Raw genomic sequence first — 24,291 nt, 5'->3', positions numbered from 1 at the left:
CCTCCCAGAGTAACGCTTAATACAACCGCAGGGTAGCACGCGGCGCCAACCATTTCAACGTGCGAATGTCGTCCGACTGGTATAATTGCGAGTGCGCGCGTTCTGCCGCGCAGGTATTGGACTTGCGGTCCAGCCTGCCACCCAATTGGCGACCTGGCTAGCTGAGTCCGTGGATCCGTTTTGCATCGGTCCGGTAGCTAGCGGCCAGTTCACTGAAAGGCCGGAGCGGACTTCGAATCTCAATGCTGAGCAGGTGCAAGCCGCGCTCGACACAGCGACCGCCTGATTAGGCCTAGTATCCGTCCGGCAGCGTGATACCTGGGAAGAGCCTGCCCGGACCTCGAACCGTGCGCGCCGCGGATTGCACGCGCCAGCTTGTCCAAAGCTTCTCGTCCGATGTGCAGTACAAGAGATACTCGCCGGGATTTCGCGACGATTCGCGTCCCGCGGCCTGACTGCAGGCAGAGACTTTGTTTAGTGCGAGAACATCCCGGATCTCTTGCGTAACCTCTAGCCAAGGACCGGGAAATTCCTCCGATACCAACAACGGACGAGCGTCGGCCGTGCTAAGCAAACACGTCAGACCCAAAAGCGCTAAGCTGCAATGATGAGCCGCTCTGAGTGGCTTACGCAGAAATGATTCCATGATCGCTATCCTTTTCCCATGTCGGCTGGCGCTCGGTCGCACATTTTTGTATTTGACGCCTCGAGTTAGAAACTATTCGCCCGACGCGTTCGGTTTCAGGAACTGAGTGGTGGCGAACGCTGCGGCCTCATTGGCTCCTATGGACCGCCTTCGCCAACGCAGCTTCATTGGACCGCACGAACAGAAAGCGGGACGCCACAGGTATTTCTGCGTCGGCGCTACCATCTCGGCCGATGAGGATTAATCCCGCTCCGCCATTAGCCACGGTTAGAATGACAGGTTCGCCCGTCCACGTTTTGATCGGCTCCATTCCGATGACAAACTCCCCCATCGGCTGGTCAAAATATTGGAGCCTTAGTTGCGGAGCGACCTCTGCCGCCGCAAGTCCGAAACCTAATTGCCGAGCGCGCGCATAAATGTCTGCCAGCGGTGCAGTATCGGTCTGAAAGCCGAGTTCGGCCGCCGACACCGCAAAAAGCTCCACGTTTGTTTTCGTAGTGCCGACGGTAAAGGCCGGTCGAGCGAGAATTTCCCCAGCCAAGCCTCCGATGCCACAGCCTGCTGCATCCAATGCGTTAAGGAGGGCAAACGAATTTGCAAACGTCCCTATTGTGATCGTTTTCCACACAGGAACGGCGAAGGCGGATTTGACTAGAACTGGCGGAGTTTTAGCTGAGGGAGTTGGCTTGAGCGTCAAGCGGTTTTGCAGGACGTCTCGCGCCGTACATCGGGCACTGGCTTTGCTCGCGAAGAGGACGATGCACGCGGTGCAAAGCATAGCAATAATGAGGATACCGCCACTTTGTGTGGCGTAGTAACTGCTTTCCTTGCCAGCAGTTCGGTCCATAGCGACCTACTTGCGCATGCTATTATGCGCGGCAATGCAATCTAACAATTCCTTCAGTATCGTCCGCGCGAAGTGGTTCGCAGCGGGGCAAGCTTGTTATGCAAAAGCGAAGCGTTTGGGTCTCACTGAGTTCTCGAACGACTATGTTGAGAACAGCGCGCTGCTTCAAAGCGGCTGCGGAACCGACGCGATATCGCATCAAAGAATACTGCAGTGACGCTTTGCGGTGTGTGAGCTAGTTTACATCCGCTCAAATCATTTCCTTGCCGGTGGGTCGCCTGTTGGCCCACCTTCATGGTCGTCCCTGCGAAAGCAGGGCCCGTAGCCACAGGGTTGCGTGGTCCGTAGGGGCGAAGGCGCGATAGCGCCGTGCCCACCATCTGTCGTCGAGCACGCTTCGTGATGTGGGCACGCTTGCGTTTTGCCTCCCTGCGGCACTTGCTCACCCTCCCCTGGAGGGGGAGGGTCGGTTCGCGGTCCTAACCGGCTACATCGGTGACAGAGTAGACCGACGACATCGATGACAGGTCAACTGGTCAGCAAGGGAGGACCTTGCTGATGGGGTGGAAGGAGACCTGTGCGGTGGAAGAACGGATGCGTTTTGTATTTGCGGCGGAGAAGGGAGAAGATTCGTTTGCGGCCATCTGCCGACGGTTCGGGGTGAGCCGGCAGAACGGCTACAAATGGCTTGCCCGGTACCGGGAGGCAGGTTTGGAAGGTCTGCAGGAGCACTCGCGAGCTCCGCTGCATCATCCGCAAGCGATTGCGGAGGACATTGCCGAACGCTGCCTTGCGGTGCGGCGGGCGCATCCGACCTGGGGTCCGTTGAAGGTACGGGCCTATCTGGAGCGCCGCGCACCTGCGACCGAGTGGCCGGCGGCGAGCACGATCGGTGCGCTGTTCGACCGCGAAGGGCTGACGGTCAAGCGCAAGCTGCGCCGGCGCAGCCCGCCATCGAGCGCCCCCTTTGCCCATTGCGAGGCCGCCAACGACGTCTGGTGCATCGACTTCAAGGGCTGGTTTTTGACCGGGGACGGCAAGCGGTGCGAACCGCTGACGATCACCGATGCCCACAGCCGCTATCTGCTGCGCTGCCAGGCCCTGCCGCGCACGGATACCGAGCATGTCTGGCCGGTGCTCGATGCGGCGTTCCGCGAGTTCGGCCTGCCGCGCTACATGCGCTCGGACAATGGCTCGCCCTTTGCCTCGCGCGGCGCCGGTGGTCTATCAAGGCTGTCTGTGAAGCTGATCAAGGCGGGCGTGACGCCGGAACGCATCGCGCCTGGCAAGCCGCAGCAGAACGGCCGCCATGAGCGCATGCATCTCACCCTGTTGCAGGAGGTCGCCGACCCGCCGGCAGACAGCATGCGGGAACAGCTCAAGCGCTTGCGCAAGTTCCAGCATTTTTACAACGAAGAGCGCCCGCACCAGGCGCTCGACAATGCGACGCCGGCCGACCGCTACCAGATCTCCGCGCGCCGCTTCGACGGCATCCTGCGCGAGCCGAACTACGACGATGACCAGGAAGTGCGTCGGGTCCGTCACAACGGGGAGATCAAGCTGGACGGCAACATGATCTACATCAGCGAAGCCTTGGTCGGCGAACCGGTTGCTCTTGCCGAAACCGAGGATGGCTGGAGCGTCTGCTATGGACCGGTGGTCCTTGGCACCATCGCCTATCGCGGCGACCGGCTACGCAAACCCAAACGCAAAGGCTGTGGACTTGTGGACAACGCTGCGCGTTGCCCACAGGGTCCACAGCCAACAACAACAGACCTGAACGAAACGAGAATTGTGTCATCGATGTCGCCGGTTTGAACTGTCACCGATGTTGTCGGTTGCTCATCGCATGAGCGTAGCGAAATGCGAAACGGGGTGGGGTGATCTCTCCACCCGGGCACTGATCGTGAGGTGAGACCGTCACCCCGCCGCTTCGCGGCGACCCACGAGCGAGCTTCGCTCGTCTCGGACCCCTCCAGGGGAGGGTGAGCAAGCCGCGGCTGTCGCAGTTGTAGGGTGGGCGCTTTGCTCACCCTATGATTTCTGTGACTTTGTCTGTGACGGCCTCTGACGGGCAAATCACTTCTGATTTTCAGAAGTCGCGTCAAGCCCCGGAATCAAAAATATTCCGCTTAACACGAGGGGCAAATCAGCCGCATAACTTCGCCCGTCTCACCCATTGAGGGGCGCTCGCGAACGTCACGAACGTGCGGTGGGATGCGATGGACGCTGAATGCGCGATAGACGTTGCGTGCTGGAGGCGTACGGCGAAGTCGTGTGGTTCGGGCGCCGCGGTGCTGGCGTTAAGTCCTCAAGGTGCGAAAGCGCCTTGCGGGCGACGGAGGCAAAAGAGCCGTTCTCCGGGGAGAGCACGAAGTAAGCCGTAAAGCCATTGCGCAGGGAAGGCCGGGATGCTCCCGCTGTACCTGTATGCTCGTGTGCGCTTTTGCTATGCGCAACTGCACACGAGACCGCGGGTGCAGCCAGCACCCGGTCTTCCCTGCGCCCTCTGAATGAGAGGGCGGGAAGTTGAGAGCAAACCTCGGGCAGTTCATGTCGCGAGATCGCCGACCCACACTCACTTGTCATCGCCCGGCTTGACCGGGCGACCCAGTATCCCAGAGACAGCAGTGATTGAACCGATAAGCCGCGGCGTACTGGATCCCCGCCTTCGCGGGGATGACGACCTCACGAAAGGCGATTGTCATGCGCTTCGCGCTCGGCCAGCACGCGCCAGCGGAACAGCGGCGAATCTGGTGGCGGGGAAAGTTCCGGTGTCCAGCCCGTCAATTTTTCCAGCGCGTAGGTATCCATCACCGTCCCGCGCCAGACGCGCTCGACCCGCTCCAGCGGCTCGCGTTCTGCGGTGGTGAGGTCCCACAACGGCAGGCGATGGTCCGGCTCGCGGGCGACGTAGAGGCCGGGATGATCCTTGATCAGGTTCATGCCGGGATCGCGAAAACCTTGAAACCGTCCGCGCTCGTTGATTTGGATGACCGGCACCTGCCCTTTGAAATGCCAGCGCAGCATTGCATAGGTGCGGTAATCCGACGTCGCGATCCAGGTCGCGCCGGTCTCTCGCAACTGCTCCCGCGCGCGGGCCGCGACCTGCTCATAGCCGGCCTCGCCGCCGACCGGATCGGTCCTGCCGATAAAATTCCAGGGCGCCGCAACGTAATAGAAGAACACGCCGACCACAAAGGCGATGCCGGAGATGACGGCCACCCTCGCCCACCGGAACGTCGATTGGACCATCCATTCCGAAAAACCTTCGCGCGGCAGCATGACGAGATTGATGGCGGTCGCGGCAAAGGCGGCGGGCCACAGGAACATCGGCCAGGTGTCGCCGACGCGGAGCGTCAGCGACTTCCAGAGGAAATAGAGGAACGGCACCAGCACGGCGGTCGACAGCAGGATCGCGACCGGCTCGCGCGTGCGGTAGCCGCGCCAGGCCGTCAGCGCGACGCCGGACAGCGCCACCGGCAGCAGCACGAAGCCGACAAGACCGAATTGAAGCCCGATGAATTCGCCGACGGTGCGGAGCGACAATTGATGGGTCGCCACTGCGCGCACGAACTGGAAACGGAACGAGGCCCAATCGTGCTGCGCATTCCAGATCAGGACCGGCATGAAGATCACCACCGCGATCAATGCCGCTGCCCAGGGATACGGGCTGAGCAGCCAGCGGCGGCGCCAGTCCGGCACCAGCGCGAATGCCGCAACCGCTGGCAGCAGCATGATCGCGGTGAATTTCGACAGCAGCGCGAGACCTGCGAACAGCCCCGCGGCAAGCCACCAGCGCGGGTTGCCGCTCTGGTTGAGCCGCACCAGCGACCACAGCATCGCGACCGCAAACGGGATCATCGCGGTGTCGGGCGCGACCTTCGCCATCAACAGCCCGTAATACAGCGCCGCTTCCGGCAACAGCATGGCGAAGATCACCGCACGAACATCATGCGTCACGCGCCGGACGATGTCGGCGAGCAGGAGCTGCGTGATCAGCATCGCGACGATGCCGCCGAAACGCACGCCAAGATGGGTGTCGCCGAAGATCGCGGTGCCGAACCGGATCAGCCAGGCGATGCCGGGCGGGTGATCGAGAAAAGCGAGCGCGCTCTCCTTCGACCAGGTCCAGTAATAGGCCTCGTCGGTACGCAGATCGAGCACGCTGGCATAGACCAGCCGCATCGCCGTCATTGCGGCGATCAGCAGCGCCACAGCAAGCCACGGCGGCGTGGCGGAACTGTCCGATTTGGCTTGGCTGTTATTGGGTGGGGTTATGGTCACGGCGCTTTCTCTTCGACTGCGCCCGGAGTGTCAACGCGCCCTAAGCAAAAACTGTCCCGCACGCCCGCCTCGTCATTCCGGGGCTCGCGAGGCGAGAACCCGGAATCCATCGTGACGCCGGGTAATGCTGCCCAATGGATTCCGGGGCTGCGCCCAAGGGGAGCGCATCCCGGAATGACAGAGTGGTAAGGCCGGGACGGCCGGAGTATTCACCGCCCGAATTACGCATTAGTATCGCCCGATATTGACCCTATGGATCGCATGGCCGCCCTCTCCCGAGACCAGATCACGACCTTCCTACGCGGCATCAGCCTGCGGCAGGTCCGCCTTATCACCGGCGTGACCCTGTTCGCCTATCTGGTCAGCCATTTCCTCAACCACGCGCTTGGCAACATCTCGCTCGAGGCGCTGGCGACCGGCGTCTATCTCCACACGTTGTTCTGGCAGTTCCTGCCGGTCACGATCCTGTTCTACGCGGCATGCCTGGTGCACACCGGGCTCGGCATCTGGGCATTGTATGAACGCCGGCAATTCCGCTGGAAGGCGATCGAGCCGCTGCAGCTTGCGCTCGGCCTCAGCGTGCCGATGCTGATCATCGCCCACATCATCGGCGTCCGGCTCGGCCAGACGCTTTATGGGCATGAAAAACTCTATCCGCAGGTGCTGTTCCTGTATTGGATCTGGGCGCCGTGGCGGATCTGGATGATGCTCGCGGTGATGACCATCGCCTGGGTGCATGGCTGCATCGGACTGTATCTGTGGCTGCGGATGCGGGCGTTCTACAAGCGCGCCGCGCCTTTCCTGCTCGCCGCAGCGGTACTTATTCCGACGCTTTCAATGCTCGGCTTCTATCAGAGCGGGCGCATGGTGATTGACAATGACAGCGCCGAATGGCGGGCGGAAACCCAGTCGCCGCGCCAGCTCGGCACGCAGGCCGAGGCGCAAGCGCTCGAACGCATCACCGACTATTTCCTGTTCGGCTATTTCGGCCTGATCGGCATCGCGCTGGTGGCGAGAGGCGTGCGCGCCATCAACGAGCGCCGCCGCGGCATGATCAGCCTGTCCTACGGCAACGGGCGCACGGTGCGCGTTCCCAAGGGCCTCAGCGTACTCGAGGCGAGCCTGCGCAACAACGTGCCGCATGCCAGCGTCTGCGGCGGCCGCGCCCGCTGCTCGACCTGCCGCATCCGCATCATCGGCGACTGCTCTGCGCTGCCAGAGCCTTCGCAGCGCGAGGCGTTCGTGCTTAGCCGGGTCGGCACGTCGGATCCATCCATCCGCCTCGCCTGTCAGTTGCGGCCGCCGATCGATCTTTCATTCTTTCAACTCTTCCTGCCGCACACCTCCGCCGACGGTCACGAGTCGAATCCGACGCGGATCGGTCAGGAGCGCTATCTTGTCAGCCTGTTCGTGGACATGCGCGGCTCGACCAAGCTTGCGGAAAAGCGCCTGCCGTTCGACACCGTCTTCATCGTCAACCGATTCCTCGGTGCGGTATCGCAGGCGGTGCTCGCGAGCGGCGGCATGCCGAACCAGTTCGTCGGCGACGGCATGCTGGCGCTGTTCGGGCTATCGACCAGCCGGCAGGAAGCCTGCCGCCAGGCATTGCTGGCGGCTGCGATGATCGCCGCCAACATCGACGAATTGAACAAGTTTCTCGAACATGATTTGCGCGAACCGATCCGCTTCGGCATCGGCATCAATGGCGGCGAAGTGATCGTCGGCGATATCGGCTACCGTGATCACATGGTGTTCACCGCGCTCGGCGACGCCGTCAACGTCGCGGCGCGCCTGCAGGACATGACCAAGAGCCTTGCATGCGAAGTCGTCATCTCCGACGAAGTTCGCGCGACCGCAGGCCTCGCCGCCGATGCATTGCCGCAGCATGAAGTCGAGATCCGCGGACGCAACGAGCCGATGATCGTACGCAGCGTGACAGATGCGCGGATGCTGCCGGCGCTGGTTAACGAAGAGCAAAGCGCCGCGGCGTGAAATCGCGCCGGCAATGGTGGTTCGAGGCGCATGAATAATCGTTCAGAAAATTGTCGGCGAACGCGGCGCAGCCATGCCCAAGCGCGGCGCCGCCATGCGGAAGGCTCGCCACCGCCTCCCTCCAGGCGGAAGAATGGCGTCAATCCAGCGGATCGATCCACTCGCCAAAAATCGGAGTTGCCGGCCGCCCGGCCGGGTCAAATGGGCGCAAAACCGGCAAAACGGCGGGAATCGGCTGGGAATCGGGGCATTTTGGCCGAAACGGCCGATCCGTTTACGCTACCCAGCCTGCCCCAACCCGCGTATCCTGATGGTACGGGCATGCCGGTTAGTGCGGGGACCGGCGGCTCGTTTATTTTTTTGATTCCGCGGAGACGACGTGAATGGCTAAAGGTACGGTGAAGTGGTTCAATCCGACCAAGGGTTACGGATTCATCCAGCCCTCAAGCGGCGGCAAGGACGTGTTCGTTCATATTTCGGCAGTTGAGAAAGCTGGGCTTTCGACGCTCAATGAAGGGCAGACCGTCGAGTACGAAGAGATCGCCAACCGCGGCAAGACTTCGGCCGAGAACCTCAAGGTTTAGCGCGACCACGCAATCGGCAACGGTGCACTCTCGGAGTTAAATCCGGGAGTAGGGCTTAAGAAACTTCTCGAAAACTGTGAGCGTTCGGCGGAGCGGGCACCGCTTCTGCACGCACGATGGCTAGATCGTTGCGCGAAAAACCGGCCGCTCAATCTTCCGTGACCCACTTCTGAACCGTCATCACGTCGGGTGGCTGCAGGTAGCCGCGCGGCCAGAGATCGACGACCCATTCGACCTTGGTGGCGCGATCGACCAACACCGCAGTGTTGTGCGGCGTCTGCAATACCAGCGTATTGCCGCGATAGCGCGGATCGCCGATCGCGTGATGCTTCAACAGGCCCCACTCCTGCAGCACCAGTAAAAGGCTGGTGGTGTTGCGCGTCGTGTCCCAGCAATCGTAATTGTGCTTGTCGTCGAAGTGGCGGAAGTCAGCTTTCGCAACGCGCTTGCTAGTGCCGATGATCGGCCCCATGCGGCGGTCGAACCACACCACCGCCTTCTGCACCGCGGCACGTTCGGCCGCGGCCGAGGCGCGGCCCGCTTGCATGATCTGTGTCAACGCGCTGCGGTCGCCGGCCGTGAAATCGAGGATCTCGCGACGCCGGCAGACGAAGCCGTAGCACACCGTCATGGATTTGGCTGAAGGCGGATAGATCGAAACCGAGCTGTAGAGATTGGCGACCTCGGCACTCATCTCGATCGCTCTCGCCGGCAGCGCGCCGAACAGTGCAGCCAGAAGCACGCCAAGCACGGCCGCGAAGCTGGTCCGCGTTCGGCTTCCCTGTATCGGCAGAGCGGCGCCTCTCATGATCCCTGCTGTTCCCAAGCGACGGCGTGCCTGACGATTAGCGCGGCTCCTGCACGCTGCCAACCAGCAAGCCCGCGATCTGTGGATCAGGCCGCGGAAATTCCGGCCGCTGTGTTTTCCATGCGCCAGTTGGTTCCGCCGGCGCCGCCATCGCTGGCGCAATTGACGGGACTTGCGGGCCTGTTCCGCCCATCCCGGCCCCGTTAGACTGGCCGAAGCCAAGAGAAATCCCATGCTAGAAATCCCATGCTGATTCCTCGCTCGCCGCTTCCACCCTTCAGCGCGCCCTACGCGCCCGATGACCGCGCGATGGCCACCCGCCTGCTCCAGGCCTCGCGGCTGGACGCGGCGCAGGAGCGGCGCATCGATCGCGCAGCGACTGCGCTGATCAAGGCCATCAGGGCCAATGACGATCCGCTGGGCGGGGTCGAGGACATGCTGCGCGAGTTCGCGCTGTCGACCAAGGAAGGGCTGGCGCTGATGGTGCTTGCGGAAGCACTGTTGCGGGTCCCGGACGCTCGCACCGCCGACCAGTTCATCGAGGACAAGCTCGGCCAGGGCGATTTCGTCCATCATGAAACCAGGTCGAGCGCCTTCCTGGTCAACGCCTCGGCGTGGGCGCTCGGCATGTCGGCCCGCGTGATCCAGCCCGGCGAGACCCCGCAGGGCACCATCGGACGGCTGACCAAGCGGCTGGGTGCACCCGCGGTGCGGGCGGCAACGCGGCAGGCGATGCGGCTGATGGGCAATCATTTCGTGCTCGGCGAGACCATCGAGGCGGCGCTGTCGCGGGCGCAACCGCATTCGGCGCGCCAGCAACGCTACTCCTTCGACATGCTCGGCGAAGGCGCCCGCACCGCCGACGACGCCGCGCGCTATTTCACTTCCTATGCCAGCGCCATCGAGGCGATCGGCCGCACCGCCGATGACCGTCCCCTGCCCGACCGGCCCGGCATCTCGGTCAAGCTCTCGGCACTACATCCCCGCTTCGAGGCGGTGAGCCAAGCGCGGGTGATGGACGAACTGGTCCCGCGGCTGATCGACCTCGCCAGGCAAGCCAAAGCCTATGATCTCAATTTCACGGTTGATGCCGAGGAAGCGGACCGGCTGGAATTGTCACTCGACGTGATCGCGGCAGCCTTCGCTGATCCCTCACTTGCGGGCTGGGACGGATTTGGCCTCGCGATCCAGGCCTATCAGAAACGGGCCAGTGACGTGATCGATTACGTCGATCGCCTCGCACGCAGCCTCGACCGCAACATGATGGTGCGGCTGGTCAAGGGCGCCTATTGGGACACCGAGATCAAGCGCGCGCAGGAGCGCGGGCTCGACGGCTATCCCGTATTCACCCGCAAGGCGATGACGGACCTGAACTACGTTGCCTGCGCAAAACAATTGCTGGCGCTGCGGCCACGGATATTTCCGCAGTTCGCGACCCACAACGCGCTCACGGTCGCAACCATCCTCGAACTGGCAACGGAGCAGAGCGGATTCGAATTCCAGCGACTGCACGGCATGGGCGAGGCGCTCTATGCAAAGCTAGGCGAAGACCGTCCCGATATTGCTCATCGCACCTACGCGCCGGTCGGCAGCCACCGCGACCTCCTCGCCTATCTGGTGCGGCGATTGCTGGAGAACGGCGCCAATTCATCCTTTGTCGCGCTCGCCGCCGACGAGGCGGTGCCGGTCTCGCAATTGCTGCGGCGCCCCGCTGATATCGTCGGCAACGCCGACCATGCCAGACATCCGAATATCCCGCTGCCGCGCGATCTCTATGGGCCGCAGCGAAAAAACTCCCGCGGAATCGAATTCGGTGAACGTGCGGCGTTGAGCAAACTCGTCTCGGCCATCGCGGCGGAACGACTGCCCGCATCCGGAAGCATTGCGGATGCGACGGAGATGGAGACGAATGCGGCAGTATCGGCCGCACGCGCCGGCTTCACGAATTGGAGCAGAACGCCGGCCAAGACACGCGCAGCCGTGCTGAAAAAGGCCGCTGACCTGCTGGAAGCCCGCGCGGCGCATTTCATCGCACTGCTGCAACGAGAGGGCCGCAAGACGCTGGACGATTCGGTATCAGAAGTCCGCGAAGCCGCGGACTTCTGCCGCTACTATGCGGCGCAGGGACGCGAGCTGTTTGGCGAAGGCAGGCCGCTGCCGGGGCCGACCGGCGAGAGCAATGTACTTCGCCTGCGCGGCCGCGGCGTCTTCGTCGCGATCTCGCCGTGGAATTTTCCGCTCGCGATCTTCCTCGGGCAGGTCACGGCGGCATTGATGGCGGGCAACGCGGTCGTTGCGAAGCCGGCCGAGCAGACGCCGCTGATTGCGGCTGAAGCCATCAGGCTGCTGCACGAAGCCGGCGTGCCGGCATCAGCGCTGTATCTGATCGCCGGCGACGGCCGGATCGGCGGCGCGTTGGTGGCGCATCCGGAGATCGCCGGTGTCGTCTTCACCGGCTCGACAGAAGTGGCGCGCACGATCAACCGCGCGCTCGCTGCCAAAGATGGACCGATTGTGCCGCTGATCGCCGAGACCGGCGGCATCAATGCGATGATTGTCGATGCCACCGCGCTGCCCGAACAGGTCGCCGACGACGTCGTGACCTCGGCCTTCCGCTCCGCCGGCCAGCGCTGCTCGGCACTGCGGCTGTTGTTCCTGCAGGACGACGTCGCCGACCGCGTGATCGAGATGATTGCGGGCGCGGCGCGCGAGCTCGTCATCGGCGACCCCTGCGATCCGGCCACGCATATCGGACCGGTGATCGATGCCGAGGCCAAGCAACGGCTGGACGCGCATATCGAAAGGATGAAGAAGGAAGCCCGGGTGCACTTTGCGGGTCACGCGCCACAAGGCAATTACGTCGCGCCGCATATTTTTGAACTGCCCGATGCCGGAGAGCTCACGGAAGAAGTGTTCGGCCCGGTGCTGCACGTGGTGCGCTATCGCGCCGACCGGCTCGACGAGGTGCTGCAATCGGTCGAGCGCTCCGGCTACGGACTGACGCTCGGCATCCATTCCCGGATCGACGATACGGTGGAAGACACGATCGAGCGCCTGCAGGTCGGCAACATCTATGTCAACCGCAACATGATCGGAGCCGTCGTCGGCGTGCAGCCGTTCGGCGGCCACGGGCTATCCGGCACCGGACCCAAGGCCGGCGGGCCGCACTATCTGGCGCGTTTTGCAACCGAGCAGACGGTGACCATCAATACGGCGGCTGCCGGCGGAAATGCAGCACTGATGTCCGGCGGCGAGTAGTTGCATGGCCCACCCCACATGGGCCAAATGGCATCCGAATTTCAGCATTCGCTGGCGGTAATTCCGACCCACGAAAAAATCAACAAGCCACACGGAGCGGCGGCACTATGGAAAAGGGTATCTTCGACGGCCTCAAGGTTCTGGATTGCGCGAGCTTCATCGCCGCGCCCGCGGCCGCCACCGTGCTATCGGATTTCGGCGCCGACGTGATCAAGATCGAGCCGCCCGGCGCCGGCGATCCCTATCGCAACCTGCCGAATTTGCCGGGTTACCCGCATAGCGAGCACAATTTTGCGTGGATGCTGGAGGCGCGCAACAAGCGGAGCCTTGCGCTCGATCTCTCCAAGCCCGAGGGACAGGCGGTGCTGCATCGCCTCGCCGCCCAGGCTGACGTCTTCATCACCAACTATCCGCCGCAGGTGCGCCAGCGGCTCGGCATCACCCATGAGCATCTGGCGCCCCACAACGAGCGCCTGATCTACGCTTCGTTCACTGGCTACGGCGAGAAGGGCGAGGAAGCCAACAAGCCCGGCTTCGACTCCAACGCCTACTGGGCGCGCTCCGGCCTGATGGACCTGGTGCGGGCGGACGAACATACGACGCCGGCACGCTCGATCGCCGGCATGGGCGATCACCCCTGCGCGATGGCATTCTACGGCGCGATCGTCACCGCGCTCTACAAGCGCGAGCGCACCGGCAAGGGATCGCATGTCAGCTCCAACCTGATGGCCAACGGTGTCTGGGCCGCTTCGGTGCTGGCGCAAGCAAAACTGATCGGTGCGAAATTCGGCGAACGCCGCCCGCGCGAGCGCGCGTTGAACGCGGTGACCAACCACTACCAGTGCAAGGACGGACGCTGGCTGATCCTCTCTCTGCTCAACGAGGACCGGCAATGGCCGACGCTGGCACGCTGCCTTGGCCGCGAGGATCTCATCACCGATCCCCGTTTCGAGACCAAGAAAGACCGTCATGCGCGGTCGGTCGAATTGATCAAGATTTTCGACGAAACCTTTGCGACCAAGGACCTTGCCGAATGGCGCAAGATTCTCGACGGCAATGGTCTCGTATTCGGCGTCGTCGGCATTCTCGACGATATTCCGAACGACAAGCAGATGATCGAAAACGAGGTGCTGGTGCCGTTCGAGAACGACACCATGCTGACGATCTCTAGCCCGATCTGGGTCGACGGCAGCCGCAAGGTTCAGCCGCGCAAGCCGCCAGCCATCGGCGAACACAGCGATGAAATTTTACGTAACGCCGGCTATGATGAGGCAGCAATCAAAGCTCTGCGCTCGACCGGCGCAGTGGCGTAGGTCAAAAAGCCATGCCCAGATATCGACTGCATTACTTCCCGGAGTCGGGAAACAGCTACAAGCTCGCGCTGATGCTCACTCTATGTGGGCAGAAATTCGAGCCGATATGGACCGATTTCGGCGGCGGCATCACGCGCACGCCGGAATGGCGGCGCGACGTCAATCCGATGGGCGAAATTCCCGTGCTCGAGGTCGACGGCGAGCGTCTCACCCAGACAGCGCCGATCCTGCTCAAGCTGGCAAAGCAATTCGGCCGGTTCGACGGCGAGACCGAGCAGGAACAGTTCGAATTGCTGCGCTGGCTGTTCTGGGACAACCACAAGCTCACCGGCTACATGGCGACCTACCGCTATTTCCGCACCTTCACGCCGTCGCCGGACGAGCACGTGCTGAAACATTTCCGCAGGCGCCTCGACGATTTCCTGTCGATTCTCGAACAGCACATGCAGAAGAATGCATTCGCCATCGGCGAAAGGCCGACGGTGGCCGACATATCGATGATGGCCTATCTGCATTATCCCGCAGACGAGACTGGGTATGATTGGACGGTGAGCCATCCCGCGATCAACGCGTGGCTCGGGCGGATGGCGCAACTGCCGGGCTGGAAATCGGCCTATGATCTGTTGCCCGGCAAGCGCTTGACGCATTACGCCAAATAGTCGTGCGTCAAGTGACCTGGCGTATCGCTACCGGATTTTGACGAAGCACATGCCGATGCGCGAGATCTTGCCGGCGGCTTGACAGGTCAGGCCCTCGGCGCAGGTCCAGTCGCGGAAACTCGTGTCATTTTTGGCGGCTGGCTTGCCCTGAACATAGCAATGGGCGCCCCAGCCGTCGTAATAGTTGCTGCCGGCGAGTTCGGTGCTGCCCCGCAACTGCGGACGGCTGGCGAACCCGCGCGAGTAATCCGGCGGCTTGCCGTCGCGAAGTGCCACGAGAATGTCGCGGCGCCGGATCTGGTCGCCGAAGAAATGCGGCGATGCCGACACCACGGTTGAATTAGAAGGCTTGTCAGCCATCCAGTCGACGCCGGGAAAGTGGAAGCCGCCGATGCCGCGCGTCTGATGGCAGCCGGAACAGGTCACGTCGTTGAGGCGCCGTTCGAACCCGGCAAGCGAGCGGATATTCTGCAGCTTCGCGCCGCCTTCCGTGGCCCTCCTTAGCGCCGCCACCACGTCAGCCTCGCTGAACACGGCGCCCTCTCCTTGCACCAGCCCGAATTCCGGCTCCAGATCCGACGGATCGAACCCGACCGGTGTCGGCGCAATCGCGCCGCTCGCGAGGAATTTCTCCGGGATCAGCACGGTGCCGCGATCGAATGCAATGAGATTGGCGGGATCGAGCAGCCATGCCCTGAACTCGCGCTTGAGGCCATCGTCCGCCAGAAGGCGCGCACGGTCGATCTGGTTCTCCATCGGCGATTCCACGAACGCCCGCGCTTGCCGGTCGTAGCGAAACACCTTCAACAGGTAGTCGGTACGGAAGTCGCGAACCGAGGATTTCGGCGCGTGCGCGATCTGGAGATTGGTCTCGATGCGATCGATATTCTGATAGTCGATCAGATCGAGCGGGCCGCCGCTCGCCGACGGCTCTCCGCCGAGCCAGCGCCTGGCAATTTCGGAACATGCGATCGCCGCCCCCTCGCCTTTCGCCTTCAGCACGAGGTTCAGCGTCATCGGCAGCCGCGGCGGCGCCGCATCGTCACCCGCCGCCTTGTTGATCCGCGTCAGGCGGTAAATCAGGCGGATCTCGCCGCAGCTTGCTTCGGAAACGAAAGTGCGGTCCATGCGATTGACGATGCCGGCCAGCACGAACCGCGTCTCTGCCGAATAGAGCGGCGTGCGGTCGAACAGTTGGAAATCAAAGCCCTCGCCGACGCCGATCGTTTCCTTTGAAAGGCTCGCGTGATGCCGCGCCATATAGCGATCGAACTCACCGTCGATCGCCTGCCGGACCGTTGCCATCGATGGCAAGGCGAATAGCTCGCTGTTGGCAAGCGGGATGTCCGCCGACCGCCCAGGCACCAGCATGCGGTCGAGGCGAAATTTTCCGGCGTCGAGTTCGCGCAACGTCGCAGGATCGGTGATGGCGGCACCGCGCTCAAGCGCCGCATCTTGTGCCGCAAGCGCCGGCAAAGCACTGCACAGCAGAGCAAACAAAATGGCGAGAAATCGTGGCGCGCGGCTCATGTCGCAACTAACACCGCGCAAGGAGGTCTATTCAAGAAAAAAGGCGCTTCACATGGCCGTGAAGCGCCTTCCTGTTGGTTTGTTGTGCCGTTATCGCGCGACGATCAGGCCCTTGCTGGTCACGACCACCCAACGGCCGTCCTGCTTGCGAATGGCATCGACGCGACCGAGACCGGGCACGGGATCGCCGGCATAGACCTCATACATGCCGCGGCGGCTCTCGATCAGCGCGCTGCCATTGCCGACATCGCGCAATACCCAGCCTTCGACGGTCGGCAGCCGGGCGACTTCAGGCTTGGACGGAGCCGCGGGTGCCGGCGCGGGCGGTGCGGCAGCAACCTGCTGCACCGAGCCGGTCACTTCCTTAGCAGGGGCCGGCGCAGCGGCAGCGGTCGTTGCGGAGGCCTGGGCAGCGCGGAGCTTGTCAACGGTCTCGCTGAGCTTGGCGAGTTTCGCCGCGGGCTCGGCTTGGGCCTTTTCGACCTTGTCGAGGCGATCGCTGGCCTTGTTGAGCTGGCCTGTCGTCGTCTTGGACGTCTGCTCCAGGCTGGCTTTCAGCGCACCGATCTCGGCATCGAGCCGCGCCACCGAAGCTTCGAGCGCGCTGTCCTTCGCCGACACCTGGGTCGAATCTCCGGCCATCAACTTTCCAATGCCTGTGGTCGCCAACGCGCCACCGAGAGCACCGGCCACGGTCGCCAGCGCCACAACGGCGGCCATGGCCCCGATCCTGCGCTTGCCGGACGATGCCTCCGTCGGCGCGGCCTTCGCCTCAGTGCCGACGCGGTCGCCGGGCGACATGATCGTCACATTGCCGGGGAAGCGCGGCGCTTCCGGCCTTACGGCGTCGACCTTGGGAGCCTCAAGCTTTGGCGCCTCGACCTTTGGCGTCTCGACCTTTGGCGCTTCCATGTTGACGGCGTCCACCTTGGGCGCGTCTGGCTTCGGGGCGGTCTCTTCCTGCTCGGGCGCCAGTCTAACGGGCTCGACCTCAGCCGCGGCGGTTACCGGATCGCCGGGCGCCGGCTTGTCCGGTGCGGCCGGCCCGGCACCAAGGGTTCCGGTTTCACCGCTGGCGGGCTGGGATTGCTGATCGCTCACAGTTGGATTCTCCAGAATTGATTGACCATTTGGTAACTTTTATTGCTTGCCAAATCGTTACCGGCCCGGGCCTTACCGAAATTTTAGGAACTCATCCGGTCCGGTTTTGGCCTGATACACGTCAGCCATCCCGGCCCAGTCTCCTATGCTGCCCTGCGGCATCCGTGGTTCCGTTTGCGCAGGCTCTTTTCCCGACTAACATGGACGCAACCGACCAGCCAGAAAGGCAGGGGGCCACGATGACCATCGAGAAATGCATCAACGAGTTTGATGTAGATGACGTCATTTTTGAGGAAGGCTCGACCGGGCGGGAACTGTTCGTTGTGCTCGACGGCAAGGTCGAGATCGCCAAGATGAACGGCGCCAGCAAGACCGTGATCGTCACGCTCGGCAAAGGTGAATTCTTCGGCGAGATGGCGGTCATCGACGGTTCGTCGCGTTCGGCAACGGCCATTGCGGCCACCCCACACACCCGCGTGATGCGCATCAATCACGCCCGCTTCGTCTACCTGGTGAGCCAGCAGCCTGCCTTTGCGCTGATGATCATGGATGCGCTCAGCAAGCGCTTGCGGGCCTCCAACACGGTCGCCTTCAGAGCCGCGGGCGGTTCATGAGCGAGCGCAGACCAAGCCCGTTCAAGACGCTGCTCGAGAGCGACGTCTGTACGCTGATCCAGGCCGCCGAAGACGTCTATCAGGTCCGCTTCAAGAACCGTGGGGCGAACGCCTATCTGGTGCGCGGGAGCTCGCGCACCATCCTGATCGATGTCGGGCTGTCCTCGAACTATCCGCACCTGCTGACGTCTCTCAATCACATCGGGGTGAAGCCCGACGATATCGATATGGTGGTACTGAGCCACGAGCATCTCGACCACATCGGCGCGGCCTATCATTTCCACGGCCGCGCCTTCATCGCCGCACACAGGCTCGCCGCCAACAAGATCATGCTGCGTGACGACTTCTCAATGCTGCGCAAGATGTTCAACGAGCCGAACGTGCCGATCAACATCGATCTCTGGCTTGAAGAAGGCAATTTGATCGACCTCGGCAATTTCCGCCTCAACGTGATGCATACGCCAGGCCACACCTCGGCCTGCATCACGCTGTTCGACCACGACAAGGGACTGTTGTTCGCCTCCGATACGCTGATGCCCGGCGGCGTGATGGGAGGCGTGTTCGGCTCCGGCAGCATTGCCGACTACATCCAGTCGCTGGAGCGGCTGAAGGGCCTGAACTCAAAGATCCTGCTGTCGGGCCACGGACGGTTGTCCGACACGCCGCAGGAGGATGTGCGGATCGCGATCCAGCGCTCGCATGGATTGTTGTCGGATACCGCGCAATTATTCGACGCGCTGGATGCGCGAGCGAATTTCGAGCCGATCATGCAGTCGGTGCGCGACCTCAACAAGCTCGACGATTGACCGCCGTCGTTGCGAGCCATCCGGTCGGCGCGAAGCGCCGCCGGATGATAGGCTCCGCGAAGCTATCCATCCCTCCACATTCAGGGATAAATGGCGCGGGCGGCCGAGCGGCCTTCGGTGAAGGCGTAGAGTCTCAAGCGCAATGAGCGCCCGTTCACCCTCCCCTGGAGGGGGAGGGTCGGCTCGTATTGAGCGAAGCGAAATGCGAGACGGGGTGGGGTGATCTCTCCACTCGGGCACTGTTGGATGTTGAGAGACCGTCACCCCACCCCGCCGCGCGTTACACGCGCGTCGACCCTCCCCCTCTAGGGCCCTCTAGGGGAGGGTAAGAGTCAAATCACCACCGGCGTATCCGGCAGTTCATTCGGCCCGCCGCCCGCCTTCGGAAAATGCGTCGCCAATTCGCGCGACACCGCCGCGACGCCCTTGATCACACCGCGTTCGAAATCCCCTGCCCTGAAATCCGCTTCCATCTCCTTGCAGATATTCTCCCAGCCAGCCGCGCCGACCTTGGCGTTGATACCGCGGTCGGCGACGATCTCGACGTCGTGATCGGCGAGCAAGAGATAGATCAGCACGCCGTTATTGTCGGCGGTGTCCCATATCCGCAAATGCGAGAAGACATCCAGCGCGCGCTCACGCGCGGGCTGGTTGCGAAACAGCGGCGCGCCGTCGAGCGCGCCTTCGACCACGAAACGGACCTGCCCGGAATGAGTTGCCTCGCCCGCTTTGATCGCCCGTTCGATCCTCGCCAAGACGGCTGGCGGGAAATCGCGGCGGCGGCGCCAGTGGTGCTGGAGAAGATGCCTCGTGATACGTCCGATGCTCATGTCTACCAGCTCCCCGATGCACCGCCGCCACCAAAGCTGCCACCGCCGCCGCGGAACCCGCTGTCGCTGGAGTTGCTACCGCCGGACCAGGAGCCGCCGCTCCCACCGACCCATCCACTGTCTCTGCCGCGGCGTCCCACGCTTGGGCCCATCGAGCCCATGTTCTGGACGAGGAAACTCGCGACGAACGCGATAAAACCGATGAGGACCGCCGCTGCGAGCGATCCCACAACGAACCAGCCGAAGACGCCTACGATGCCGCCGGTTGCCGCCGCGCCGATGAAGCGGCCGAGCACCGCCCTCAGCACCGCGCCGACAATGAAGACGAGGACGAGGATAAATGGATTGAACGGGTCGACATAGTTGGACACGCCGGGGCTTTGCCAGTGTGGCGGCTCCGGCTCCGGCAGTTTCTCGCCATTGGCGACTGCGATCATCCGGTTGACGCCTGCCGAAACACCGCCGGCGAAATCGCCGCTCCTGAATTTTGGCGTGATGTCCTCGTCGATGATGCGCTTGGTGGTGGCGTCGGTCAACGCGCCTTCGAGGCCGTAGCCGACCTCGATCCGCAAGCGGCGATCGTTCTTGGCGATCACGAGAAGCGCGCCGTCGTCGATCTTCTTGCGGCCGATCTTCCAGGCTTCCGCGACGCGGAGCGCGAATTGCTCGATGGCCTCGCCGTCCGTCGTCGGCACGATCAGCACCGCGATCTGGCTGCCCTTGCGCGCCTCGAGATCCCCAAGCTGCTGCGTCAGCGCGGCAATGTCGCCGGCAGCGAGCGTGCTGGTCTGGTCAACGACCCGCCCGCTCAAGGGCGGCGCCGCGACGAGCGCCAAGGCTAAAGCAGCCCAGCACAGCAGTAGCGCAAGAAGGGACGCTCTCGCAGCGTTCATCGCAGTGGCCTTTTCAGCCGCTACTTGGCGGGCGCCGGCGTCGGGTTGAAGTCCACCTTCGGCGCCGTCGAGATCGCCTTCTCGTTCTCGACCGCGAAAGCCGGCTTTTCCTTGTAGCCGAACGCCATCGCCGTCAGATTGTTCGGGAAGGTGCGGATGCCGACGTTGTAGTCCTGCACTGCCTTGATGTAGCGGTTGCGCGCCACCGTGATGCGGTTCTCGGTGCCTTCGAGCTGCGCCATCAGATCGCGAAACAGCGCATCCGATTTGAGCTGCGGATAATTTTCGGTGACGACCAACAGCCGAGACAGCGCGCTCGTGAGTTCACTTTGGGCGGACTGGAATTTCTGGAACGCGGCGGGATCGTTCAGCACCTCTGGCGTCGCCTGGACGCTGCCGACCTTGGCGCGGGCATTGGTGACGCCGAGCAGCACGTCCTTTTCCTGCTGCGCAAAGCCTTTTACGGAATTGACGAGGTTGGGCACCAGATCGGCGCGGCGCTGGTACTGGTTGACCACTTCTGACCACCCCGACTTGACCCGCTCGTCATTGGTCTGGATGGCGTTGTAGCCGCAATTGGTCAGACTCAGCGTCGCCAGCGCCGCCAGTACGGTCCAAACTCCGCGCATCGAACTCTCCTAAAGGAAAGTTCAACGCCAACCTGTCTGATTGGTTGCGTCTGGCATGCAAGGCGCGAGCCTGCTTCAGGTTCATTTTGCAGCCCGATGGCCCTTGCCTATCATTCGCCGAAATAACAACATGGCCCGATAATAATAAAGGGAGGGCCGATTGACCGCTTTCGAAACCATCGTCGTGGAGCGGCCGGAGCCGCGCATCGCGCGGATCGTGATGAACCGGCCCGAGGCGCGCAACGCGCAGAACCTGCAGATGACCTACGACCTCAACGCCGCCTTCGATCAGGCGGTGCAGGACGACGCGGTCAAGGTCATCATTCTCGCCGGCAACGGCCCGCATTTTTCGTCAGGGCATGACCTGCGTCCCGGGGCTAAGAACACTGCCGGCGCGGATTTTCCGCCGGTCGGAAATTGGGGCGGGTTCGCCGAACCCAACGCCCACGGCCGCTTTGCGCGCGAGCAGGAAATCTATCTGCAGATCACAAGGCGCTGGCGCAACCTCGCAAAGCCGACGATTGCCGAAGTGCATGGCAAATGCATCGCCGGCGGATTGATGCTGGCCTGGGCCTGCGACCTCATTGTCGCAAGCGATGATGCCGAGTTCTGCGATCCCGTGGTCACCATGGGCGTCTGCGGCGTCGAATGGTTCGTGCATCCCTGGGAGCTGGGCCCGCGCAAGGCCAAGGAATTACTGTTCACCGCCGACGTGTGGAGTGCGCAGGAAGCGCACCGGCTCGGCATGGTCAACCACGTGGTGCCGCGGGACGAGCTTTCCCCCTTCGTGATGAAGCTCGCCGAACGGATCGCGGCAAAACCTTCCTTCGCGCTGAAACTGACCAAGGAGGCCGTCAACCGTTCAGTCGACGTGATGGGACAGCCCGCGGCAATCGAGCAGGCATTCGCGCTGCATCAGCTCTGCCACGCGCATAATCTTCAGGAATTCGGAATGATCGTGGATCCTGCAGGCTTGCATCCCTCGGTTCGGAAGCCGGCACAAGCAAAATAGAACAAGCAAAGAAGATCAAATGGACCTCACCTTGAGCGACGAGCAGCGATTGCTGCGCGAAAGTGCCGACCGCTTCGTCAGCGAGACCTATACCGCCGACCACCGCCGCCGGGTTGCGAACGACCCGCTCGGCTTCAGCGCCGACATCTGGAAGCAGTTCGCCGATCTCGGCTGGCTGGCGCTGCCGATTCCCGAGGCTCACGGCGGACTCGGCGGCGGCGCCATCGAGATCGGCATCCTGATGGAAGCGTTCGGGCGCGGCCTCGTCGCTGAGCCCTATCTCTCCACCGTCGTGATCGGCGCGTCGCTGATCGCGGAGTGCGGCACGGAAGCGCAGAAGCAGGCGCTGTTGCCAAAGATCACCGATGGCTCGCTGTACTTGGCCTTCGCGCATTCGGAACGTCAGGCGCGCTTCGATCTCGCCAACGTTCGGACGATCGCCAAGAAGACGTCCGACGGCTGGCGCCTCGATGGCCAGAAGACCACAGTGCTTGATGGCAACGCTGCGGGACATATCATCGTCTCGGCCCGCGTCAACGATAGCGACGGCAGGCTCGGCCTGTTCCTGGTGGCGCAAGGCACGCGCGGTCTCACGTTACGCGATTACCTGCGGCTTGGCGGCGGTCGCGCCTGCAATCTCGAACTCAACGGCGTGCAACTGCCCGCCGATGCCCTGCTCGGCGACGGAAGCGACGCGCTGCCGGCGATCGAAGTCGCGGTCGACCGCGCCATAGCTGCGCTCGGTGCCGAAGCCGTCGGCATCATGCAAACGCTGCTCGACCAGACGCTGGAATATACCAAAATCCGAAAGCAGTTCGGCCGGCCGCTCTCTGCCAACCAGGTGATCCGTCATCGCCTGGCCGACATGGCCATGCAATGCGACGAGGCTCGTTCGATGGCTCTGCGCGCGGCACTGATGGCCGATGCCGAACCGGTCGCGCGCAGCCGCGCCGCCTCGGGCGCCAAAGCCAAGATCGGTAGATGCGCGCGCTTCGTCGCCGAACAATCGGTGCAGCTTCACGGCGCGATGGGCGTTACCGAAGAGCTGGATATCGGCTCCTACTTCAAGCGACTGCTCGCCTTCGAGACGCTGTTCGGCGGCAGCGCCCATCATTATCGCCGTCACGCCGCCCTAGGCGGACGTGCCGTTCAGGCCTGAAAAGGGAGGATACCCATGGATCTCGCCTTCAACGCCGAGGAGCGCGCCTTCGAAAAGGAAGTGCGCGACTTCATCGCGGCCAACCTCACGCCGGAGATGAAGCGTGCCACCGCGCTGACGCCGTCGGTGTTCTCCGATCCTGATATCGGCATGGCCTGGCAGCGCGCGCTGCACAGGAAGGGCTGGGGCGCGCCGGGCTGGCCGGTGGAATATGGCGGCCCCGACTGGACGCCGGCGCAGCGCTGGATTTTTGAGGCCGAATGCGCCCGCGCCGGCGTGCCCAATGTGAACGTGATGGGCGTCAAGATGGTCGGCCCGGTCATCATCGGCTTCGGCTCGCCCGAGCAGAAGAACTTTTATCTGCCGCGGATTCTCTCCGGCGAGGACTATTGGTGCCAGGGCTATTCCGAGCCGGGCTCCGGCTCCGACCTCGCCTCGCTGAAGACCCGCGCGGTGCGTGACGGCGACGACTACATCATCAACGGCACCAAGATATGGACCACGCACGCCCATCACGCCAACCGTATGTTCGCGCTGGTGCGCACCAACGAGACCGAGCGGCAGCAGGACGGCATCTCCTTCATCCTGATCGACATGAAGACCCCGGGCATTACGACGCGGCCGATCCTGACCATCGGCGGCGATCATGAGGTCAACCAGGTGTTCTTCGACGACGTACGCGTCTCCGTCGCCAACCGCGTCGGCGAGGAAGGCAAGGGCTGGACCTACGGCAAATATCTGCTCGAATTCGAGCGCGGCTCCGGCATCGCCTCGGCCAAACTGCGCGATGCGCTGAAGGCGATTTCGGAGCTTGCCGAATCTGACGCGACCGGCCGCGCCATCGGCGATCCCGATATCGCGGTACGGATGTCGGAGATCGAGGTCGATATTGACGCGCTCGAGATGACCGAGCTGCGCGTGCTATCGGCGCTGCAGACCGGGCAAAATCCCGGCGCGGTGTCGTCGCTCCTAAAACTGCGCGTCAGCGAAATCCGCCAGGCGGTGACGCGGCTCGGCGTCGACGTAATCGGCAATGACGGGCTCTATGTCGAGCCAATGCGGCCGCTCTACCGGCTCAACGAGGCGCCGGGAATCCCCGAGGAGTTGCTTCCGGTCGTGCCGGAATATCTCAACGGCCGGGCCTATACGATTTTCGGCGGCTCGTCGGAGATCCAGCGCGATATCGTCGCGAAGATGGTGTTGGGGCTGTAGAGTTACCGCGCGTAGCAATTACCCTCCCCTGGAGGGGTCCGAGACGAGCGAAGCTCGCTCGTGGGTCGGCACGGATCGAGCGAAGCGAGATGCGTGACGGGGTGGGGTGAT

At 63.0% G+C, this 24,291-nt stretch carries 18 protein-coding genes and 1 pseudogene; 11 read left to right on the top strand and 8 right to left on the bottom strand.

All coding sequences use genetic code 11. The features are described 5' to 3' along the window. Positions 1 to 773: 773 nt before the first annotated feature. Positions 774 to 1,493 (bottom strand): hypothetical protein, encoded by a 720-nt coding sequence (locus tag V1292_RS13580; protein WP_334373141.1) that lies wholly within the window; start codon positions 1,491 to 1,493, stop codon positions 774 to 776. Positions 1,494 to 2,051: 558 nt separating this feature from the next. Here V1292_RS13580 and V1292_RS13575 point away from each other — a divergent pair. Beyond that, a pseudogene (locus V1292_RS13575) lies at positions 2,052 to 3,167 on the top strand (IS481 family transposase); the annotation flags it as partial. Between the two features lie 1,014 nt (positions 3,168 to 4,181). On the opposite strand, the gene V1292_RS13570 reads toward V1292_RS13575, so the two are convergent. Further along, positions 4,182 to 5,690, bottom strand: coding sequence for a glycosyltransferase family 39 protein (locus V1292_RS13570; protein WP_334377038.1), 1,509 nt, complete (start codon positions 5,688 to 5,690; stop codon positions 4,182 to 4,184). A gap of 351 nt (positions 5,691 to 6,041) precedes the next feature. Here V1292_RS13570 and V1292_RS13565 point away from each other — a divergent pair, with 351 nt between their 5' ends. Both V1292_RS13565 and V1292_RS13560 read left to right on the top strand, forming a co-directional pair. Further along, a complete protein-coding gene (locus V1292_RS13565; protein WP_334373139.1) occupies positions 6,042 to 7,772 on the top strand; it encodes an adenylate/guanylate cyclase domain-containing protein in 1,731 nt (576 codons plus the stop codon). A gap of 383 nt (positions 7,773 to 8,155) precedes the next feature. Continuing rightward, on the top strand, positions 8,156 to 8,356 hold the full coding sequence (locus V1292_RS13560) for a cold-shock protein (protein WP_028351035.1): 201 nt from the start codon (positions 8,156 to 8,158) through the stop codon (positions 8,354 to 8,356). Between the two features lie 148 nt (positions 8,357 to 8,504). Here the strand turns inward: V1292_RS13560 and V1292_RS13555 are convergent, their stop codons facing one another. Continuing rightward, positions 8,505 to 9,164: a hypothetical protein gene (locus V1292_RS13555; RefSeq protein WP_334373137.1), complete on the bottom strand. Its 660-nt coding sequence runs from the start codon at positions 9,162 to 9,164 to the stop codon at positions 8,505 to 8,507. Positions 9,165 to 9,416: 252 nt separating this feature from the next. On the opposite strand from V1292_RS13555, the gene putA reads away from it, so the two are divergent. The 3 genes from putA to V1292_RS13540 all read left to right on the top strand — a co-directional run bounded on the left by putA (position 9,417) and on the right by V1292_RS13540 (position 14,394). After that, positions 9,417 to 12,422, top strand: coding sequence for a bifunctional proline dehydrogenase/L-glutamate gamma-semialdehyde dehydrogenase PutA (gene putA, locus V1292_RS13550; RefSeq protein WP_334377037.1), 3,006 nt, complete (start codon positions 9,417 to 9,419; stop codon positions 12,420 to 12,422). Positions 12,423 to 12,529: 107 nt separating this feature from the next. Further along, positions 12,530 to 13,735 carry a CaiB/BaiF CoA transferase family protein gene (locus V1292_RS13545; RefSeq protein WP_334373136.1) on the top strand — a complete coding sequence of 402 codons (1,206 nt, stop codon included), beginning with the start codon at positions 12,530 to 12,532 and terminating at the stop codon, positions 13,733 to 13,735. Positions 13,736 to 13,746: 11 nt separating this feature from the next. Further along, a complete protein-coding gene (locus V1292_RS13540; RefSeq protein WP_334373135.1) occupies positions 13,747 to 14,394 on the top strand; it encodes a glutathione S-transferase family protein in 648 nt (215 codons plus the stop codon). 27 nt (positions 14,395 to 14,421) lie between these two features. Here the strand turns inward: V1292_RS13540 and V1292_RS13535 are convergent, their stop codons facing one another. Both V1292_RS13535 and V1292_RS13530 read right to left on the bottom strand, forming a co-directional pair. Further along, on the bottom strand, positions 14,422 to 15,924 hold the full coding sequence (locus tag V1292_RS13535) for a hypothetical protein (protein WP_334373134.1): 1,503 nt from the start codon (positions 15,922 to 15,924) through the stop codon (positions 14,422 to 14,424). Between the two features lie 90 nt (positions 15,925 to 16,014). Then, positions 16,015 to 17,025: a hypothetical protein gene (locus V1292_RS13530; protein ID WP_334373133.1), complete on the bottom strand. Its 1,011-nt coding sequence runs from the start codon at positions 17,023 to 17,025 to the stop codon at positions 16,015 to 16,017. A 164-nt stretch (positions 17,026 to 17,189) separates the two neighbouring features. Here V1292_RS13530 and V1292_RS13525 point away from each other — a divergent pair, with 164 nt between their 5' ends. Then, the gene (locus V1292_RS13525; protein ID WP_334373131.1) at positions 17,190 to 17,639 is read left to right on the top strand and encodes a Crp/Fnr family transcriptional regulator; all 450 of its coding nucleotides are present in this window, start codon (positions 17,190 to 17,192) and stop codon (positions 17,637 to 17,639) included. Further along, the gene (locus V1292_RS13520) at positions 17,636 to 18,445 is read left to right on the top strand and encodes an MBL fold metallo-hydrolase (RefSeq protein WP_334373129.1); all 810 of its coding nucleotides are present in this window, start codon (positions 17,636 to 17,638) and stop codon (positions 18,443 to 18,445) included. The genes V1292_RS13525 and V1292_RS13520 overlap by 4 nt, the downstream gene beginning before the upstream one ends. A gap of 332 nt (positions 18,446 to 18,777) precedes the next feature. Here the strand turns inward: V1292_RS13520 and V1292_RS13515 are convergent, their stop codons facing one another. Genes V1292_RS13515 through V1292_RS13505 form a run of 3 tightly spaced genes read right to left on the bottom strand, consistent with a single transcriptional unit; the run spans position 18,778 to position 20,797 of the window. Then, positions 18,778 to 19,275, bottom strand: a complete 498-nt coding sequence (locus V1292_RS13515; protein WP_334373127.1) for a TPM domain-containing protein — start codon at positions 19,273 to 19,275, stop codon at positions 18,778 to 18,780. A gap of 2 nt (positions 19,276 to 19,277) precedes the next feature. Next, positions 19,278 to 20,168: a TPM domain-containing protein gene (locus V1292_RS13510; protein ID WP_334373126.1), complete on the bottom strand. Its 891-nt coding sequence runs from the start codon at positions 20,166 to 20,168 to the stop codon at positions 19,278 to 19,280. A 20-nt stretch (positions 20,169 to 20,188) separates the two neighbouring features. Further along, positions 20,189 to 20,797, bottom strand: a complete 609-nt coding sequence (locus tag V1292_RS13505; protein WP_334373125.1) for a LemA family protein — start codon at positions 20,795 to 20,797, stop codon at positions 20,189 to 20,191. Between the two features lie 160 nt (positions 20,798 to 20,957). Between V1292_RS13505 and V1292_RS13500 the strand changes: the two genes are divergently transcribed. The 3 genes from V1292_RS13500 to V1292_RS13490 are packed head-to-tail and all read left to right on the top strand — an operon-like array spanning position 20,958 to position 24,180. Further along, positions 20,958 to 21,809, top strand: a complete 852-nt coding sequence (locus V1292_RS13500) for an enoyl-CoA hydratase (RefSeq protein WP_334373124.1) — start codon at positions 20,958 to 20,960, stop codon at positions 21,807 to 21,809. 19 nt (positions 21,810 to 21,828) lie between these two features. Continuing rightward, a complete protein-coding gene (locus V1292_RS13495; RefSeq protein ID WP_334373123.1) occupies positions 21,829 to 22,968 on the top strand; it encodes an acyl-CoA dehydrogenase family protein in 1,140 nt (379 codons plus the stop codon). A gap of 15 nt (positions 22,969 to 22,983) precedes the next feature. After that, positions 22,984 to 24,180 (top strand): acyl-CoA dehydrogenase family protein, encoded by a 1,197-nt coding sequence (locus V1292_RS13490; protein ID WP_334373121.1) that lies wholly within the window; start codon positions 22,984 to 22,986, stop codon positions 24,178 to 24,180. Positions 24,181 to 24,291 lie beyond the last annotated feature (111 nt).

Source organism: Bradyrhizobium sp. AZCC 1719 (genome assembly GCF_036924525.1).
Classification (GTDB): Bacteria; Pseudomonadota; Alphaproteobacteria; order Rhizobiales; family Xanthobacteraceae; genus Bradyrhizobium.
This window is presented reverse-complemented; position numbering and strand designations above follow the sequence as displayed.